At 49.3% G+C, this 17,110-nt stretch carries 14 protein-coding genes; 4 read left to right on the forward strand and 10 right to left on the reverse strand.

Annotation, left to right across the window (positions count from 1 at the left end; translation table 11 throughout):
- Positions 1-11 precede the first annotated feature (11 nt).
- From ACZ520_RS13895 to ACZ520_RS13915, 5 genes are all read right to left on the reverse strand, one after another.
- Positions 12-1,292 carry a hypothetical protein gene (locus ACZ520_RS13895; RefSeq protein WP_088564493.1) on the reverse strand — a complete coding sequence of 427 codons (1,281 nt, stop codon included), beginning with the start codon at positions 1,290-1,292 and terminating at the stop codon, positions 12-14.
- Between the two features lie 46 nt (positions 1,293-1,338).
- Entirely contained in the window at positions 1,339-1,941 is a 603-nt protein-coding gene (locus tag ACZ520_RS13900; protein WP_088564492.1) for a hypothetical protein, read from the reverse strand.
- Positions 1,941-4,685, reverse strand: coding sequence for a hypothetical protein (locus ACZ520_RS13905; protein WP_464126155.1), 2,745 nt, complete (start codon positions 4,683-4,685; stop codon positions 1,941-1,943). Before ACZ520_RS13905 ends, ACZ520_RS13900 begins: the two co-directional genes overlap by 1 nt.
- Positions 4,686-4,694: 9 nt before the next feature.
- Entirely contained in the window at positions 4,695-5,225 is a 531-nt protein-coding gene (locus tag ACZ520_RS13910) for a protease (RefSeq protein WP_417868359.1), read from the reverse strand.
- A gap of 200 nt (positions 5,226-5,425) precedes the next feature.
- Complete coding sequence (locus ACZ520_RS13915) at positions 5,426-8,518, reverse strand: hypothetical protein (protein WP_464126157.1); 3,093 nt, start codon at positions 8,516-8,518, stop codon at positions 5,426-5,428.
- A 314-nt stretch (positions 8,519-8,832) separates the two neighbouring features.
- Between ACZ520_RS13915 and ACZ520_RS13920 the strand changes: the two genes are divergently transcribed.
- Both ACZ520_RS13920 and ACZ520_RS13925 read left to right on the forward strand, forming a co-directional pair.
- On the forward strand, positions 8,833-9,447 hold the full coding sequence (locus ACZ520_RS13920; protein WP_374030953.1) for a hypothetical protein: 615 nt from the start codon (positions 8,833-8,835) through the stop codon (positions 9,445-9,447).
- The gene (locus tag ACZ520_RS13925) at positions 9,422-10,360 is read left to right on the forward strand and encodes an HTTM domain-containing protein (protein WP_374030954.1); all 939 of its coding nucleotides are present in this window, start codon (positions 9,422-9,424) and stop codon (positions 10,358-10,360) included. The genes ACZ520_RS13920 and ACZ520_RS13925 overlap by 26 nt, the downstream gene beginning before the upstream one ends.
- 42 nt (positions 10,361-10,402) lie before the next feature.
- Here ACZ520_RS13925 and ACZ520_RS13930 read toward each other — a convergent pair whose 3' ends face one another.
- From ACZ520_RS13930 to ACZ520_RS13940, 3 genes are all read right to left on the reverse strand, one after another.
- Positions 10,403-11,356: an HTTM domain-containing protein gene (locus ACZ520_RS13930; RefSeq protein ID WP_464126160.1), complete on the reverse strand. Its 954-nt coding sequence runs from the start codon at positions 11,354-11,356 to the stop codon at positions 10,403-10,405.
- Positions 11,334-11,909: a hypothetical protein gene (locus ACZ520_RS13935; protein WP_232469159.1), complete on the reverse strand. Its 576-nt coding sequence runs from the start codon at positions 11,907-11,909 to the stop codon at positions 11,334-11,336. The genes ACZ520_RS13930 and ACZ520_RS13935 overlap by 23 nt, the downstream gene beginning before the upstream one ends.
- A gap of 132 nt (positions 11,910-12,041) precedes the next feature.
- The gene (locus ACZ520_RS13940) at positions 12,042-12,299 is read right to left on the reverse strand and encodes a hypothetical protein (RefSeq protein WP_088564486.1); all 258 of its coding nucleotides are present in this window, start codon (positions 12,297-12,299) and stop codon (positions 12,042-12,044) included.
- A 279-nt stretch (positions 12,300-12,578) separates the two neighbouring features.
- Between ACZ520_RS13940 and ACZ520_RS13945 the strand changes: the two genes are divergently transcribed.
- The gene (locus ACZ520_RS13945) at positions 12,579-13,448 is read left to right on the forward strand and encodes a murein L,D-transpeptidase catalytic domain family protein (protein WP_374030957.1); all 870 of its coding nucleotides are present in this window, start codon (positions 12,579-12,581) and stop codon (positions 13,446-13,448) included.
- A gap of 66 nt (positions 13,449-13,514) precedes the next feature.
- On the opposite strand, the gene ACZ520_RS13950 is transcribed toward ACZ520_RS13945, so the two are convergent.
- On the reverse strand, positions 13,515-14,915 hold the full coding sequence (locus ACZ520_RS13950) for a mannose-1-phosphate guanylyltransferase/mannose-6-phosphate isomerase (protein ID WP_417868355.1): 1,401 nt from the start codon (positions 14,913-14,915) through the stop codon (positions 13,515-13,517).
- A 205-nt stretch (positions 14,916-15,120) separates the two neighbouring features.
- Here ACZ520_RS13950 and ACZ520_RS13955 point away from each other — a divergent pair, with 205 nt between their 5' ends.
- Positions 15,121-16,116, forward strand: a complete 996-nt coding sequence (locus ACZ520_RS13955) for a lysylphosphatidylglycerol synthase transmembrane domain-containing protein (protein ID WP_088564483.1) — start codon at positions 15,121-15,123, stop codon at positions 16,114-16,116.
- A 1-nt stretch (position 16,117) separates the two neighbouring features.
- Here ACZ520_RS13955 and ACZ520_RS13960 read toward each other — a convergent pair whose 3' ends face one another.
- Complete coding sequence (locus ACZ520_RS13960; RefSeq protein ID WP_088564482.1) at positions 16,118-17,101, reverse strand: D-glycero-alpha-D-manno-heptose-1,7-bisphosphate 7-phosphatase; 984 nt, start codon at positions 17,099-17,101, stop codon at positions 16,118-16,120.
- Positions 17,102-17,110: the final 9 nt, after the last annotated feature.

The raw sequence follows: 17,110 nt of genomic DNA on the forward strand, positions 1-17,110 counted from the left end.
ATATCAATTAGCTATTTGCAGTTAGGGCAGTTTCCATCAAGATCTGCCATTTCGATTTTCGTGTGAGTGCAGATGTTTGCACCGTGTTTTTGCCATTTGCGCAGTTTAGGATAGTGACCCAGACCGTCTTTTTCCTTGAAGATGTAGCGAACTTTACAGAATTTCGCTGCTGCACCTTTGTTGTACTTATCAAGATAGATCGGAGTGTTCTTATCGATCGTCTGCACGAAGTTCGCGCCGCTGATCAAATCCTTGATATCACCAGCAAGATACTTAGTGTGATTGCTTACTGGATCATCAATGTCAGTGATGTCATTGTCGAACTGAGGAGTGTTGCTTCCGTTTGGATGCTCATCAGTGTCGCTGCAGTTGCCGTTTTCACAGTTTTGAGTCTGAGAAGTACAGATCAAGTGTGCTTGAACTTCAAGGTCCGCGAAGTCGCTGTAACCTTTACCGTTGTACTTGTGACCGATGTCTGTCAAAGAAGCTTCAGCGATGACTTTGTAAGCCGCTTTGTAGTGGCTGTAGTCAATCTGAGAACCGCGGTAGCAGATATCCACGAAGTATGCCGCATTGTATGTTTCACTGCCCAGGTTGAAGGACAATTTATCCAATACTCTGTCGAACGCATCAACTTCACCGAATAGAGTCGCGAAGTAAGGGCTGATGCCGGAAACTTTGTCAGTGTGAGGATCTTGACGGTCTTCCCACTTAGTCCAGCTTGCATGAACGTAGTTACCGAACTTACGACCTTCTTGAGTGGAGCATACGCAAGTGTTGCCGTTGCCACCATTGTTGCCGCCACCTGGGTTGGAACAAGTTCTGTCCTGAGAGTTGAACGTGTGACCAGATGTTTTACAAGTGATGTCGCAGTATACGAATTTACCTGGACCGGCCTGGTCTTTTTCAGAACCAAGAACACCCGGAGGTACGTTGCTTGCGTGAGTCGGCGTGCTAATCCAGTTACGGCCTGCAGCTTCACACGCAGACTTGGTATTCAACGGTGTGTTGGACCAAGTAGCCAGGTTCTGGATGAATTGCGGTGTTGGCTTAGAACCGCCTTCGCAATCCAAGCCATCACACTTCGGCGTACACGCCGTGTTTGTGCCTTCGTAGTAACAGATCTTTTTATCGCCGTAGGTGTCGCCTTTTGTCAGCAAACCCGCGTTACAGGGATAGATGCTTGGACCCGAGCTGTTCACTCGGAAACTATAGTTGACCTGGATGGCGTTTGCCTGCATCGCCACCAAGGTGACGGCTGTCGTAGCCATCGCTTTTAACAAACGTTTCATGTTGTCTCCTTCCCATTTAAGGGTGTTGTTGTAGTAAACTGATAAATCAGTTCATTTTAAAAATAAGTGGTGCACTCAAAGGACGCTGACCAAATCCTGGCTGTCGAGGCTGCACCTCAAAGGCAGAGGTCTGGCCCACATTGTTGCGACAAAGCACGTAGCTCAGTGCAACCGGCTGATGAACTTCATCCAGCTTTACGGCAAGCAGGGTGTTTTCTCCGGTCTCTCCACAGAAAAAGCGAAGTTCCTTGGTAAAGGCGTCCCCGCCGACCGGGCTGTAGTAGTTAAAGACACTTTTTAAATCCAGCATTACGTACTTCTCAGTCCCCAGGAACCGAACCAGATCCTTGCGGTCGTTCACTTCCCGCGAAATGGCATACACTCGGGAAATTTCCGTGAAGAGCTGACGCAGTAACGGCGATGTTGTGCCTGCACAGTTACGACAGTACGGCTCCGGCCGTTGGCAAGCCGTCGCATTCTGGCAAAGACTTTGGCAGTCCCCCGAAGATGCCGTGTCGCAAGTGACTTTGGTCATCTTGGCATATTGGCCTCCGGGTTGTTTTATATAGGTGCTTTCCACCAAAAATGCCTGAGCGAAAATTGGCTGAAGCAGAATCAATGTCGTGATGGTTCCAATCCACTTTTTCACTAGAAGCCCCAGAAGTTGTGACCAATGGTCTGACGACAGTCTTTGCTCATGCCGTACATGCCACCGAATTTTTCATATGTTTTGAATTTCTTCCCGTCCTCTGAACAACTGTATTTGACGCGCACTTTGCCGTCACAATAGTCAGACTGGATGATCACCGCAGAAGATGGTGTGGTATTGCCGTTGGCATCCGTCAGCTCTTCCAGCTCGAGATGCTTCACTTTCTTACCTGTGTATCTTTCGAAGTAATCAGCAGCTTTAGCGGCGCAGACGTTCTGATAGCAACCGACTCCGGCGGCCAACTGATCCACGCAGTGATCCGGGATGGTGCCGTACTTTTTATAGGTCTCCACGACCCGGTTTACGTCCACTTCCTGCAGACGAGGAATATTGACCTTGTCTTTCTTGGCAGTGATATAGCGGTGAATACTGCGGAACAGGTATACGCCCAGTTTGATCGGATTCAGAGGCAGACCACCCGTGGAAACGGCCGCCCCCCCCGCAACACCTACGAAGTTGATGGAACAACCACCGCAATAAGACTTGCTGACGGTCGGACTGGTCTGCAGCCCTCCGTTGGATTCACCTATCGTGGTCCCATTGTCGCGAATTTTACAATAATTTACGGAAATTCCGTTGAAGGCATAGAAACTGAAATCTTTGGCACTGTTGGGTGCAATTGACACCGCACACGGCGCCCCCAACAAGGGACCGAAGTCCGCCAGCAAGGCCATTTCCATTTTTTCTTTCTGGATTTTTGGATCAAACTTCACCGCTCCATTTTTGATCATCGCATTGAGGCTTGTGACTTTCGGTGGTTTGAAGTCCACATCCACATAAAGTGGCAAAGCATTCCAGCCAAACAGGGCCGTGCTAGCCAAATCAGCCATCAGGCGTTTGTTTGCACGACGGGTCTGATACCATGGATCATAAACTTTACATGCTTTCAAATCGGCATAAGGATTAAAGACGTCCGGAGTGGAAACTGTCGAATTCACCGGAAGGAATGCATCCGCATATTTCGCCACAGCATACAGATCCACCATGGACTTGATAAGACGACGGGTGCAGTCGATCGCCGAAGCACAGATAGAATTCCCGGGATCACTGACGCGAGTGGCATCCCACACCAGCAACGGGGCCCCAAACTTCATCGGCTGAATATCGGCCGCAATCGTCGCCGGAGGAGCCACACCCAAAAGTTCACGTGCCCACGCGTGGAAACCACTTCTGTTCACGGTGTAACCAGCCACATTCCAGATTTTCTCTCGCTCCAGGGAGTCGCAGAACGCAACCACTGTTTCGCTGACTTTATCAAAATATCGAGTCGCATCTGCCAACTGAACCTGAGAGCCCTGGAAAGAGCGCTGCATGACATCCAGTTGCTGAACCTTATCAATGCCGGTTTTCATAAAGTCGAGGCGTTGATCCCCGGCCAGACGGGCCTCCGTGCAGAGGTAGTAAAGTTCGTCGCGGTGCTGGTTGGAATAACTCTTGGCAAAAGCCAGTGGTTTTACGAACTCGCCCAGCTCTGCCGGAGTCATCGCCCCGGCCACGATGTTCAGAAACTGAATCGCACTTTGCACACGGTTTTTCATGGATCCGCGAGCCGTCACATAGTTCTTGCGGAAGTTTTCAACCCAGTCAGAAGCATCTTCATAGCTGCGTGTCCCCAGGAAGTCGTCATTAACATCACGAGGGCCGCGGTTGACGACATCGTCTTCAGGGCCTTTGGGAACTTCTTTGCGATGCTCAGTTTCATTACCGTCGGGACGGGCCAGCTCACGAATGCTGTTCATTGACAAAGTGGCGGCATCACATTCGGGCTTCTCAATGCTTTTACAGCCGTTGGGAATCATCATAATGGACTCTTCAAGGGCGATGGAGCGGAACATCTGACCGTACTCCGGTGCCACTTGAAGTGGAATATTGGAATATCTCCAGGCAAAAGAAAGATAGATTTTTACACTATTCCAGAAATCAAATCCGACCGAGGCGAAGTCCACCGCTCGGGGAATTTTCAAATCAAGCTGGATAATTGAGTTACGCGAATCCAGGGTCGCATCAGCACTTTCACAGTCTGTGATATACTTTTCTCTGGCCAGTGCAGCTTGAGCCACTGACAAAAGGACTGACTTGTCCACTTCAACGGAATTCAACTGTTCCTGAAGAGCCGAGAATCTTTTTACATAGAAGCAGGCAACCCGGTCGGTCTTCTTCATCGACATAAAGTGGGTGCCATTGAATTTATCAAGACTTTCCCAGCGCAATCCCGCCCCTTCAGAGTTATCCCACAACTTGGAAAGATAGCCATTCAGCTCGGGGCAGTAGGTCTTGTTCTGACATTTTTCAGCGATGGCGTTATAGCCAGTCAAAGATGACGTTTTAAGGTTGGTCGGAAGAAGCGGAAGCTGTCCGGCCATCAGCTTGTTCATGATCACTTTAGTAAGACGGGTCACCGCAATACGAAACTGCTGCATGCCCTCGGCACTCATCGCCTCGGCGTTGGAGCCGATATTTTTACCGAGGGAATATACCATCTTTCCGGCATTGTACCCGTCCACAACAATAAAAGCGGACTCGGTCGGAATCTCAGAGTCTACGGCGCATTGCGCGCGATTCGTAATTCTCAACTTATTCAACTGCGCCTGGGAGGTGGCCGTCGTTTGTGCCTCAGCACCCATCGCCATCATCCAGATCACTGCCATCAACACGGTTTTGCCCATAGACCCTGCATTATTCATTTAAGACCTCTAGTTAAGACCGCTGCCACATGAGCTGACTTTGTTCAGCATGGTTGTATAGAACAAAACCACCGTCTGATCCGCTGGAGAGAAGTTTCTCTTCACAGAACCATCGGAGTTCACCATGTTGTACAGGTAGGTATTTACAAAACGATATACCGCCGGCGTAACCAGCAGATTGGAACGGCACTTGTAGTTCTTGTATGTCACAGTGATGTTTGCGTAGCCGTTGCTGTTGTTATTGCCGTTGTCATAGTCGCCGATGTAGATGGTATCCCCGTCGCCCCCATTGGCACGTCCGTAACCGACCTGAAACTGCACGGTCCATCCGGAACCACTGCTGTCCTGGCCGACGATCTTACAAAGATTGCCTGAACAGGCGATCGCCATCTCATTCTCAATTTTCTTCTGCAGCTCTGCTTCAGAATATTGAGGAAGCGGGCGTGGATCGAATTCTCCAGTGCCATCATCGAATTCATTCGCAGTCGCCTGCATTGTTGTCGCCAACAAAGCTCCCGCAAGAAGCGCCTTGAGTTTCATAACTTCCCTTTCCCATTCCTTGATTGGAATTTGTTTTTTGGTGCGAAATAATTTTTACCAACCTAGCAAAAGTAAATTCAAACTACAGATCCGCAATTAAAGAGAATGTAATTATCAAATAGAAATGTTCGACGAAAAAAAAGAAAAGGCCGCTGGTGTTCACCAACGGCCTTTTGCGAGAACACTTCTCTAACCCGGGGCTAGAAAGTGACTGGCATCATGTGCGGAATTTTTCCTGCATCGGAATTTCCGATGATCATACCGCGCACTTTGGAGTGACGAGTTGCCGGCTGGAATGGAAGACCTTTGTAGTTCGGAGATTGAACTGCAGGGACCCAGCGTCCGGAACCATCCACCATCCATTCACGGAAGTACATATTGATGTGAGTACCTTCAACCAGATAGTCGATTGTGGTGCCCGCACCCGCAATGGACATCGCCGCACGGAATGTGAACAGATTCTCTGCCATACCTTCACCGAATGCGCCGTAAGCGGCGGCAAACGCCTTAGGATCGGAGTTCATCGTTTTATACATGGTCTTCAAAGCATAGTACATTTTGCTTGCTGCCTCGGCCGTTTTCTTGGTCGTGACGTTCACGCAAGAACCCGGAAGACGTGCTCCACCATCCATCATGCACAGATCGTAAGGATCATTGCGCTCGTTGAAGTAGGAGTAAATCTGATCCGTGGACTTGTCGATGAAGGCATCCTGACTCATGCTCTGAGCCGCTCTCATCAGTCTCATGGTGTTTTCGTCACTGAAGTTCACGTTGAACTCAATGCCGGTGTAACCCAAGTCTGCATCAGGCACGCCCACCATCAGGGAATCCAGGCCGGTTTTCTTAACCAAAGCATAGATACCGGATCTTAGACGTTTGCCGTTGGAGCTTTCGTGCTTGAAGGCATAAGAATAAGTACCAAACATGCTTTCCATGCGCGCTTTGCTATCCCAGTTTTCAACAGAATACTTGGCACCATAGAACATGAAGTCTTTTTCTTTATGCTTGAACCAGAAGCGGCTGTCTTCAGAATCAGAGTAGATTCCGTAGTGAACAACGGCAGTGTTGCGATCCAAATGCATTTCAGATGTGGTGTAAGAGTTAATCTTACCCTTGCTGTACGTTTTGTCCCAAATGATCGGCAAAGCCAAAGACTTGCTGACAACACGGCCCGTCGCCACAGATCTGAATGTTTCAACCTTAACAACTGGAGCACGCTCAACCAAGTTTCGTGGTTTGTCGACTGACAGAGTTTCTGAAGCCAAAACGTTTCCGCGGATCACGTCTTCGTATGCTTTGCGGCCAGTATCGGTCGTCAAATCGAACAAGAAGGAGAATCCGTCATCGGAAGATCTGAACTCACTCAAGCTCAACGTCAGGATGGACACATTCGTGAACATCGAGAAGCTGTTCAGCTTACCTTTGGACATTTTTACGTAGGCACGGTCCGAACCGACTTTTTCCACGTAAGTTTCCCACGTACCGTTCGCCAGTTTTGCAACCCCTGCACCCACCGGACCGAAGCCCGCGCCTGCAGAGAAGATGATTCCACCGTGACCGATGTAAGTGATGCTGTCACCTGGATCCCACGTGTCCAGATCTGCGGCGTCTTTTGGAACAGACCAGCGACCACCCATATTACGGGCTTTGTCCAGAGTGCTCACATAGCGAACAGACTCTGTCTCTTTACCCATGATTGGCAGAACGCCAACATAGCCCCAGAAGTGCTGACGCAAACCTGTCGCATTGTCGAACCAGAAGCGCACCTGCGCACCCAGACCCACTTCGATAGCACCGTAAACAGTTTTTTGGAAACCATCACGATAATCGCCGTAAATCAGCGTATCGGAAGTTGGACGGTAGTCATACTTTACGATGGACGCCGGTTGCACATTTCTGAAGTGCGGAGTCAGATTCACGATGTACTGACCGTAATCGAAGCTCAGGTGGAACAGAGGCTTCAATTTCGCCCGCAGTTTATTTTTCTCTTCTTCTTTGAATCCAGTCGAACTGGAGGATGTCGCCGTGGACTCCCCTGTCGTGGAAGTGGAAGTTGAGGACGTGGAAGAACTGGACGAGCTGGAAGACGTCGTCACTTCACCTGTCGTGGATGTCGTCACAGAAGTGGACGTTGCCGTCGTTACTGTGGTTGCCGTGTCAGGATTGTAAGTGGTGGCAGTCGTTACACTGGTCGTCGGACCGTAAGTCGTCGCCGTTGTGTACCCAGTGGAGTAGCCTGTAGACGTATAACCAGTTGACGTATAACCGGTGGTATAGCCCGTGGTGTAACCGGTCGTATAACCCGTTGTATAGCCGGTGCTATATCCCGTGGTGGTACCTTTGTGCCCGTTATGACCGTTATGGCCATTGTTTCCGTTATTTCCGTTATTTCCGTTGTTGCCGTTATTGCCGTTGTTTCCGTTGTTTCCGTTATTGCCGTTATTACCGTTGTTTCCGTTGTTTCCGTTATTACCGTTGTTGCCGTTATTCCCGTTATTACCGTTGTTGCCGTTATTCCCGTTATTACCGTTATTCCCGTTATTACCGTTATTACCGTTATTACCGTTATTACCGTTATTACCGTTGTTGCCGTTATTCCCGTTATTCCCGTTATTCCCGTTATTCCCGTTATTACCGTTATTACCGTTATTACCGTTATTACCGTTATTACCGTTATTACCGTTATTACCGTTGTTGCCGTTATTGCCGTTGTTACCAACAATACCGTTGTTCCCGATAACTCCGTTATTACCGTTGTTACCGTTGTTACCGTTATTACCGTTACTTCCGTTGTTCCCGCTACTTCCAAGAACCCCGTTGTTTCCTAAGACGGCATTGTTACCGTTATTGCCGTTATTGCCGTTATTGCCACTGCTACCGACAATACCGTTATTCCCGACAATTCCGTTATTACCATTGTTGCCATTGTTACCACTGCTTCCAACGATACCGTTATTTCCAGCAAGTCCATTATTGCCATTGTTACCGTTGTTACCGCTGCTGCCAACGATACCGTTATTTCCAGCAAGTCCGTTATTGCCATTGTTACCGTTGTTGCCGCTGCTGCCAACAATACCGTTATTTCCGACAACTCCACTGTTGCCATTGTTACCGTTGTTCCCAACAGCCTGAATAACCTTAGAGTTAAGATTTACAAATCCTCCGCGGCCCCCAACTTCAATTACCTGCGTGTCTTTCTTGACGGTATTATTTGTCGGTTTATTTGCAAACGCGACGTTTGCAATCATCGACATCCCCGCCAGGAAAATCACTTTCCCAGACATCCCACCCATTGCATTCTCCTTTTTGCAGCCCTCGCCCGCGGCAATGGAAGACATCCACCGCTACAGACAACGACCGGTTAATTTTTTCTTCGAGCTGACAGAATTTTTAGAACGCAGAAAATATTTTTGACACTTAAATAAATCATAATTTCAGCCATTTAATTGACACTTCCAAAATATGTTAATCAGCATTGCAAACTTCGCAGAATTTGGAAGCTGACCTTCAGAAACTTGCAAAAGCGTAAAGAACTATTCCGAGAATTCTATGTTAAGAACCATATGCAAATATCATTTAAGGACAGATCCTCCACAGGAGAAAGACAGTGACACTGAAAGAAAAGATGCAATTTGCATTCAATCAGTCAAAAAAAATCATCATCATGAGCTTCTTCACTCTGAATGTGGGCATCATGGTCGTTGACGGCCTGCCCGATCAGAGCAAATTGGGAGAACGTTTCATGTCGCTTGTGAAACGTTATCAAGCACTGGTTATGCTCTATCAACCCTGGGCGATGTTTGCTCCGAATCCAATGAACACCAATGCGTTCATCGAAGCTGACCTTAAATTCGACGACGGCTCCACGGGTGTTTGGAAGATGCCTCGCCCTCTGAATATCAACGGCCCCCGTAAAGTTTTGACCGGGGACCGCTATCGCCTACTAGGCCAGGAGACCCTGCTACCAAATCAAAACGAGCTTGTCTGGTTCGATGTCTCCCGCTTTGTGACCCGAGAAGTGATGCAGGCCGAAAGCACCGGCAAGAACCGCATCCTGAAGGAAATATCCTTCAAACGATATCAGAGCCGAGTCGCTCCTCCGCCAGAGGCCCCACTGATTCCACATGGCACCCTGAGCAGCAAATACGACATTGAAACGATCTTCGTTTACACCCCGACCTTTGAAAGGATTCGCCATGAAGCTACGAACAATCGCCAATAGCGTTGATGAGTTTCTGTTCAAACCGCAACCAGTCTATAGCGTCGCCCTGCTGCGAATTGGCCTGGGACTGATTCTGCTGTTCAATTGGCTGATGATATATACGGATCTGGAAGTTCTTTTCGGACCCGATGGAATTGTGTCATTGCAAACTGCGCAGCAGTACGGTAATCCCCTGCGTTTTTCTTTATTTGACTACATGCCGAACTCGTACAAAGTCACAGCCACAATTGCCTTCGTGCATCTGCTGGCCGTCCTAGCTTTGACATTCGGCGCGTGGACAAGGATGTCCATTCTAATTGCCTTTGTCACCTTGACTTCATTTCATCACCGTAACGGTTTTATCATGAACAGTGCAGACTCTGTCTTAAGAGTTTTCTTGTTCCTGCTTCTGTTCACCCCGTCTGGTGACGCTTTTTCAATCGACCGCTGGCGACTGCGCCTAAAAGGCAAAGCCCCCGAGGTTCCAGCAGAAAAGGCGCCTTGGGCCTTACGCATGATTCAGATTCAGTTCTGCATCATTTATATAGCCACGGTATTATTCAAAATCAAAGGCGACCGCTGGGTTGATGGCACCGCTGTCTATATCGCCACGCGCCTGGATGATTTTGTCCGTTTTGAACTGCCAATTCTGAACAATATGGTCCTGATCAAATACATCACCTGGTCGACCTTGCTTGTTGAATTTGCCCTGGGAACTCTGGTGTGGGTGAAAGAACTGCGCTACTGGGTGCTGCTGGCTGGAGTCGGCCTGCATCTGGGAATTGAGTTCACAATGTCCATTCCGGTTTTTGAATGGGCGATGATTGTAGTCATGATCAGCATGGTGGATTCCCGGGATATCGACCGATGGATTCAAAAGCTTCAGGAATACCGCAGGTCCCGCACAAAACATCCCGAACCAGCAACACCATAACTTGGATACAAAAAAAGCCGCTGTCACCAGCGGCTTTTTTATTTATTTAACTTTGGCCAGTATCGGCGGTCTCCAGGACAAAATACTTGAAAACAACCTTCCCTCTTTCGCCAGTGTCAGCCAGTCTTTCATATCTTCTGGGTCCACCATGCAGATCATCACTATAATCATGATCCATTCAAACATCGGAATATTCATCGAAAGCTCAATTCCCAGATGCAGGCCGACTCCAGCCAGCAGCACCCAGTACCGAAGCTCTTTGATCCACACCAGGGTGCCCAAAGCCAGCTCAACCGCCAGGGTCGACCAAGTCAAAAACTTGATGACCAGCAGGCTATTCAACAACTCCAGAGGCATGCGCACAAACTCATCCAACCGGGTCGCTATATACACCGCTGTACCATCCGCCCACAATGGCCCTTTCATCTTGAACATCACTGTCGCAATATAGATGATACTGAACTGAATCTGCATCAAACGCAGCCCCCATGGCGCTTTATCCACCGGTTCTTCCGGCGCCAGCCCCCGTCGCACCTGCCACCAGCGATCCACCGACAACCAGTCCCCACAAGGAGTCAGGAACAACAAAAACAGAAAATTGCGGATCACAATGTCAGAGCTGTTCAGAACAAAGACGTTGCGGTTATGAAACGAAATCAGCGTGAAAAATGCCACCGCAATGGAGGTGCGGGTGAAAAGCCCGAATAGCACCCCGATCACCGCCCCCAAATGAACCAGGGCCAGCAGCGCCGGCACCCGCGGATCCGGTGGTAACAGTTCAAACAAACTAAAGCGGAAGGCGCTCCCCATCTTTAAAGCGCTTTCCAAAGAGAAGATCCCTTCAACTCCCCAGAACGTGTCCAGATGGCTCCACACCATAAACCAATTGATCAGCAAAACGACTCCGAACAATACTCGCAGCAACGCCACGGTATGCACCGGCTGGGGCTTAAAGAAAAATTCATTCAATCCACTAGTGAGAGTTGTTAGCTTCATAACGAGGTCCTCCGGTGGGTTTAAAGTGGAAAACACTTTCGCTGGTGTAGGCCGTGCTCATCTGTCCATGCGGTATAAACACCTGGGTCGGCGGCTGTACAGTATTGGTGTGACGATAGAAATATAGCTGTTCAAACTCACGCTTGCGACCCAGTTGTTCCAACTTGGCCACTTCGCGCGCCACATAACGGGACAAATCAAACCACAGTTCTGATTTTTCCATCGGCAGAAGATTATCCTGCTGATACTTGCGATAGCGTTCACCCGCTGTGAAACGGTCCCAGCTGTCCAACTGCGAAGCCCTCGGGAAGGTCCACTGTTCGGTCGAGCCATCTTTGAATGTGATTGTCGCAGTTAAGTAAGAATTTACTGATGCAGGATTGGGAGCAAACATGCTCCAGGGCTGATCCAATCCGAAGAAAACTTGATAAGGCGACAGGGCCTGCAGGATGCGGTCCCCGACGGCACTGCGATCCGGCAGTGCCGCTGTGATCATCATCACGATGTGACCAGTAATAAAGGCTGAAATCAGAACCTTTTTGAGTGCCGCCATGGCGAACCCCCTGTTGTTGTTGACCAACATCAGGGTTTATCCGAGGCTCCCCACCTCACACAACAGCATTCCAACGCATTAGAATTAAGAATTCATCAACTAGATTTCAGCCCTTTAAGAAACCACAAGAAGTTACTTTTTTTTGCCTTCGCTTTTCACTTCCACAGTGTCTGCCGCCATCGTGTATTCAATCGTCACCTTCTGACCGACCTTCAGATCACCCGTCACTTTAGTGTTCGGGTTTCTTTCAATCTCCCAGCGGTCACTGCCTTTTTGAACAATGATGCGAGAATCAGAAAGCTCCACGATCGGGCCCGTCACCTGATAGGTCTTGGCCGCCAAAGCACTCAGTGAAAGCAACATCGCACCCAGTATAACCACAAATTTCATATAAGCTCCTTGTAAGAGTCGTGTTTGGTTATTATTAAAGTCACCCAGTGAAAAAGCTCAATTCAGAACCCCAAAAACTGCCTAAGAGCAGGGAAAAAGGGGCTATTCCGGAACGTCGGCGAACGGGCGTCGATTTTCTGTACAAGGGGACTTTTCGCGGCACCGCCCCCGCATTCAGCTCAAAATTAGGACACTAAAGCAGGCAAAAAAGCTGGCACATGCCTTGTAAGGAAAGTTCGTGGAATTATTGAATCCTCACGTAATTGAAAGTTGGAAAGCATGAAGAAACTTGTGGCCGCCCTTATCATCACCCTTGCCAGCATCCAGAGTTATGCTGACAGCCTGTATGACAAGAAAATCAAAGACGTGCGCATTTACGACATGTTTAAGAAACAAGGCGTTCCTGAGCCGGCTTTGCAAAGAACTTTCGAATTCCTGGATGTCAATGCGGGTAAAACCGTTAAAATGAAAGCGAAAATCCGTGGTCGCGAAAAGACCTACATGAGCACTCGCGAGGTCACCATCAAATCGGACTTTATCGCCATTATTGATTTCTCAAAACCCTCCAGTGAAAGACGCCTTTACATCATGAACATGCAGACTGGCGCCGTGACCAAGCACTTTGTTGCACACGGCAAGGGCTCTGGCGTGAACGTGGCGGCGAAATTCTCGAACATCGATGGCTCCAAGATGTCTTCCCTGGGGCTGTACCTGGGCGGCAATACTTACTATGGTGGTCACGGCGAATCTTTGAATCTGTATGGTCTGGAAGCTTCCAACAGCAACGCCGCTGAACGCGACATTGTCGTGCACGCCGCGAACTACGTTTCTGAAGACTACGTAAAAAGCCAGGGCCGTCTGGGTCGCAGCTGGGGTTGCCCGGCAGTTGCTCCGGGTATCATCAAAAGAATGCTGAACAACTTCAAAGAAGGCGGTTTGGTTTACGCATATCACAAAGACCTGACAGCCAGCACACAGAAAGACCCCACTCTGCAAGTCGTGCAAGAGCACGTGGATGAGGAAGACATCGATCTTCCTGAGGAAGAAGAAAGCGTTCGTAAGAACCCAACCGCAGCCCCTTCCACAAGCGGCCTGCCAACCGGAAACGCAGAAGTTCTATCCGTACCGCTGGAAGAATCCAGAGACTAGAAAACAAAAAGGGCTGCAAACGCAGCCCTTTCTTTTTTCGCAAATCCAAACTCAAATTTCCAATATCTAATTTCTTGAATAGTCGTCCTGGTAACGAACGATGTCGTCTTCTCCGAAGTAGGTTCCCAATTGAACCTCCACGAATTCCAGCATCTCGCTGGAGTTGTTGCGCATGCGATGCTTCGCACCCAGTGGAATATGAATGTGACTGCCGGCCTTCACCGGGATCACCTGGTCATTCAGAACCACCTCGCCCGACCCTTGAGTGATCGTCCAGTGTTCCTCACGTTTGGCGTGGGACTGATAGGACAACTGGGAATGCGGGTTTACGCGGATGACTTTGGACTTAAAGTTCTCTGTGTCCTTCAGGATTTCAAAATAACCCCAAGGGCGGTATTCAAAGACATGCTCTTTCACCAGCGGGGACTTTGCCTGAGTCAAAGTCTCAACTACATGGCGCACATCCTGGGACTGGCCTTTTTTAACCAGCATCAAGGCGTCCTTGGTGTCCACGACAATCACGTCTTCCAAGCCGATCATAGAATAATTTTTGGTCGGCTCACCAAAGACGAAATTGTCCTTTCCTTTGACGTTGATAATGTCCTGCCCCTTTTGCAAAGCAGCCACGGCATCCCAAGAGCCCACGTCACTCCAGCCAAAGTCCGCTGGCACGCAAGCCAGTTCAGATTCGCTGAGCTTTTCCATGATCGCATAGTCAATGGAAATGCTTTGCACCTGAGCATAGATATCACCCAAATTGGAGGCATCTGCTTTCAAGGCAGAAATTTGCGCCCACATCGCCGGCTGATGTTTTTCAAACAGGCTTGCCATATGAGACACTTTGAAAACAAAGATCCCGGCATTCCAACTGAATCCACCTTGTGCCAAAAACTCTTCCGCTTTCTTCAGATCCGGCTTTTCATGGAACTTCACCACGGAGTACGCTTTCAGCGCCCCGCTTTCTTTCAGGCTCGCCGTTTTAGTTTGAATATAGCCATATCCAGTTTCCGGATAAGACGGAGTGATCCCCAAAGTGACCACACGGTTTTCTTTCGCCACTGCAGAAGCAAATTCCACAACCTTCAGGAACGCATCTTCTTTGGTGATCAGATGATCCGAGGGGAAGACTCCGACGATTTCATCGCCCTTCCCCTGATCCAGTAAAAGCTTGCACAAAGCCGCCACGGCAGGTGCGGTGTTTTTGCCCACAGGTTCGTAGACAACCTTAACGGCTTCGCCTTGGTTGGCCTTAACAGCTTCGCCTTGGTTGGTTTTCAGATTCAGTTCGGTCAGTGTCTGCAGGGCCTTGGAGGTGACAATCCAGGGGCTTCCCATACGCAAACATCTTTTCAGGGTCAGAGTCTGTAAAGGCTCCCCGAAAATGTCGCAAAATTGTTTGGGCATCTGCTGACGGGATACGGGCCACAATCGTGTTCCGCTTCCTCCCGATAATATAACCGGTATCAAAACTACCTCCGAAATCAGTCCTCAATCTATATCATCAAAGCCAGTTTCTGAGTAATTAAGACCTTACAATGGCTCAATTCGTCAAAAAACTGAGGCTTTTTAGCTGCTTAAAAGCCCTGCTCAAATCGAATTTAAGCCCCCTAAATCTTTGCACACCCGTACTTCGAGGTAGTGTTCTGAGCTGATTTCAAGTAAGACAATCCCCATGGTTAAACACACCAAAAAGCTTTTGGTTCAGTCCTTTAAGATTCTTTTTTCAGCCGGCATCATTTACTGGCTGATCCAATCCGGAAAACTGAACTTCTCTGCCCTTAAAAACCTGCTGACGCCGACCACGGCGTCTGTGGCACTGCTTTTGGTTTTGCTGAACCTGTTCCTGGCCAGCGAAAGATGGCGCACCCTGATTCGCTCTCAAGGAATGAATGCCGGCCCTCTGAAAGTCTTCAAACTCAGCCTGATCGGCTCGTTCTTTAACTTTGCCATGCCCGGCGGGGTCGGTGGCGATGTCATCAAGGCTTACTATTTCACCCGTGCCAATCCCGGATCAAAAGTCATTGCCGTGACCAGCGTCCTGATGGACCGGGTTCTGGGCCTGTTTGCCATGGTGCTATTGGCACTGCTGGTGATGCTTTATGACCTGAACCACATCATGACCATCCCGGCCCTGACGACGCTGTTCTGGTTTATTCTGGCGCTGTTCTTTGCGTTTGTGATTGCTTTGGCTTTGATCTTTTCCCCGCAGATCTACAAGACCTCGCTGCTAAAGCGTGTGATCAACAAACTGCCTTTGTCTGAAAAATTCATGAAGCTTTATGAAAGCATGCATCTTTATGGCAAAGACGGAAAACGCTTCATGCTGGTGCTGCTTCTAAGCCTGCTGTCCCAGGGCTGCTCGATCGTGTTTTTGATCATCGCGGGCAATGCCGCAGGCTATTCTGAAGTGGCTGCCAAAACCTATTTCCTGGTGGCACCACTGGGCTATATGGCGACAGCCATCCCAATTTCCCCGGCAGGGGTTGGCGTGGGTCAGGCGGCTTTCTATTTCCTGTTTAATATCTACAACGGAAGCACATCCGAGGTGGGACCAACTGTGATCACGGCCTTCCAAGTGACCAATTTCGTAGTGAGCTTGCTGGGCGCTTTCTTCTATCTGCGCATCAAAGAACGCGTGGACGCCTCCACACTGGAAGACCTGGGCTAAATTAAAGCTTCAGGTCCGAGAGTTTTTCCAAAACTGTAAACTTAAAACCAGAGTATGCGGACTGATGCGCCTGCAGGGATTTGACTTCCTTATCAGTTTTTTCTGAAGCCAGCAGGTAAAGACGTCCGACCCCGGCGGCAAAAGCCGCTTTCAAATCAGAAGCACTATCTCCGACCATCACAGATTTCGCCATGTTCACACGCAGCTTGTTGTTCACCTTCAGCAACATACCGTTACGAGGTTTGCGAAGGCCCGCCAGCAAACGGCCGCGCGGACTGCCCGCTTCGTCGATAAACGCCGACCACTCACAGTCGTCAATCCACGCCCCCTGCTGGGCCAAAAGCTGCATCATGCGCTGATGCACGGACTGATACTGGGACCAACTGATCCAGCCTCGCCCCAAACCGGACTGGTTTGTCACCAGTGCCACCCAATAGGACTGCGCATGAGCGCTGTTAATCAATTCACAAATTCCCGGAAGCAACTGAACGGCTTCGGGGTCTTTGTTATAGGGAACATTCTTAACCACAACATCATCGCGATCCAGGAACAGACAGCCTGCCCCGTGTTCGCCATCCAAACCCTGCAAGGCAGACCATTGCCCCCAGTGCGCTTTTAAACTTTGCAAAATCAACTGCCACTTGTGCAGGCTTAAATCCGCAAAAGCATAGTCCCACTGATGGGACTCCGCCGGTGAAACTTCATCCCCCACCAACAGACGCTGGCCATTCAGAACGGCATCCAGGGAAGACAGGATCGATTTTTGGTTGGACTGGAAAATAACCAGATCTTCAGGGCGTGTGACATACTTTTGTGCCCGCAGATCCTGCGCCGTGCGCGTGACGAAAGGAATCTCCCCGGCAAAGTCCTGCACCAATGGCTGCTGCCATTGCGACAATGTGGCCGGATTCTGATCCGCAATAAAGACCAGACTGCCGCCCAACTGAACTGTTTCAACAATCAAAAGTTCCAGGGGATGTGACATAGGGGCCCA

The sequence above is a fragment of the Bdellovibrio sp. BIS2 genome (assembly GCF_055398295.1).

Excerpts from the sequence above, each read along its gene's own strand:
- ACZ520_RS13895 (WP_088564493.1), bottom strand. The coding sequence starts at position 1,292 with ATGAAACGTTTGTTAAAAGCGATGGCTACGACAGCCGTCACCTTGGTG.
- ACZ520_RS13905 (WP_464126155.1), bottom strand. The coding sequence starts at position 4,685 with ATGAATAATGCAGGGTCTATGGGCAAAACCGTGTTGATGGCAGTGATC.
- ACZ520_RS13910 (WP_417868359.1), bottom strand. The coding sequence starts at position 5,225 with ATGAAACTCAAGGCGCTTCTTGCGGGAGCTTTGTTGGCGACAACAATG.
- ACZ520_RS13915 (WP_464126157.1), bottom strand. The coding sequence starts at position 8,518 with ATGGGTGGGATGTCTGGGAAAGTGATTTTCCTGGCGGGGATGTCGATG.
- ACZ520_RS13925 (WP_374030954.1), top strand. The coding sequence starts at position 9,422 with ATGAAGCTACGAACAATCGCCAATAGCGTTGATGAGTTTCTGTTCAAA.
- ACZ520_RS13930 (WP_464126160.1), bottom strand. The coding sequence starts at position 11,356 with ATGAAGCTAACAACTCTCACTAGTGGATTGAATGAATTTTTCTTTAAG.
- ACZ520_RS13935 (WP_232469159.1), bottom strand. The coding sequence starts at position 11,909 with ATGGCGGCACTCAAAAAGGTTCTGATTTCAGCCTTTATTACTGGTCAC.
- ACZ520_RS13940 (WP_088564486.1), bottom strand. The coding sequence starts at position 12,299 with ATGAAATTTGTGGTTATACTGGGTGCGATGTTGCTTTCACTGAGTGCT.
- ACZ520_RS13945 (WP_374030957.1), top strand. The coding sequence starts at position 12,579 with ATGAAGAAACTTGTGGCCGCCCTTATCATCACCCTTGCCAGCATCCAG.
- ACZ520_RS13955 (WP_088564483.1), top strand. The coding sequence starts at position 15,121 with ATGGTTAAACACACCAAAAAGCTTTTGGTTCAGTCCTTTAAGATTCTT.
- ACZ520_RS13960 (WP_088564482.1), bottom strand. The coding sequence starts at position 17,101 with ATGTCACATCCCCTGGAACTTTTGATTGTTGAAACAGTTCAGTTGGGC.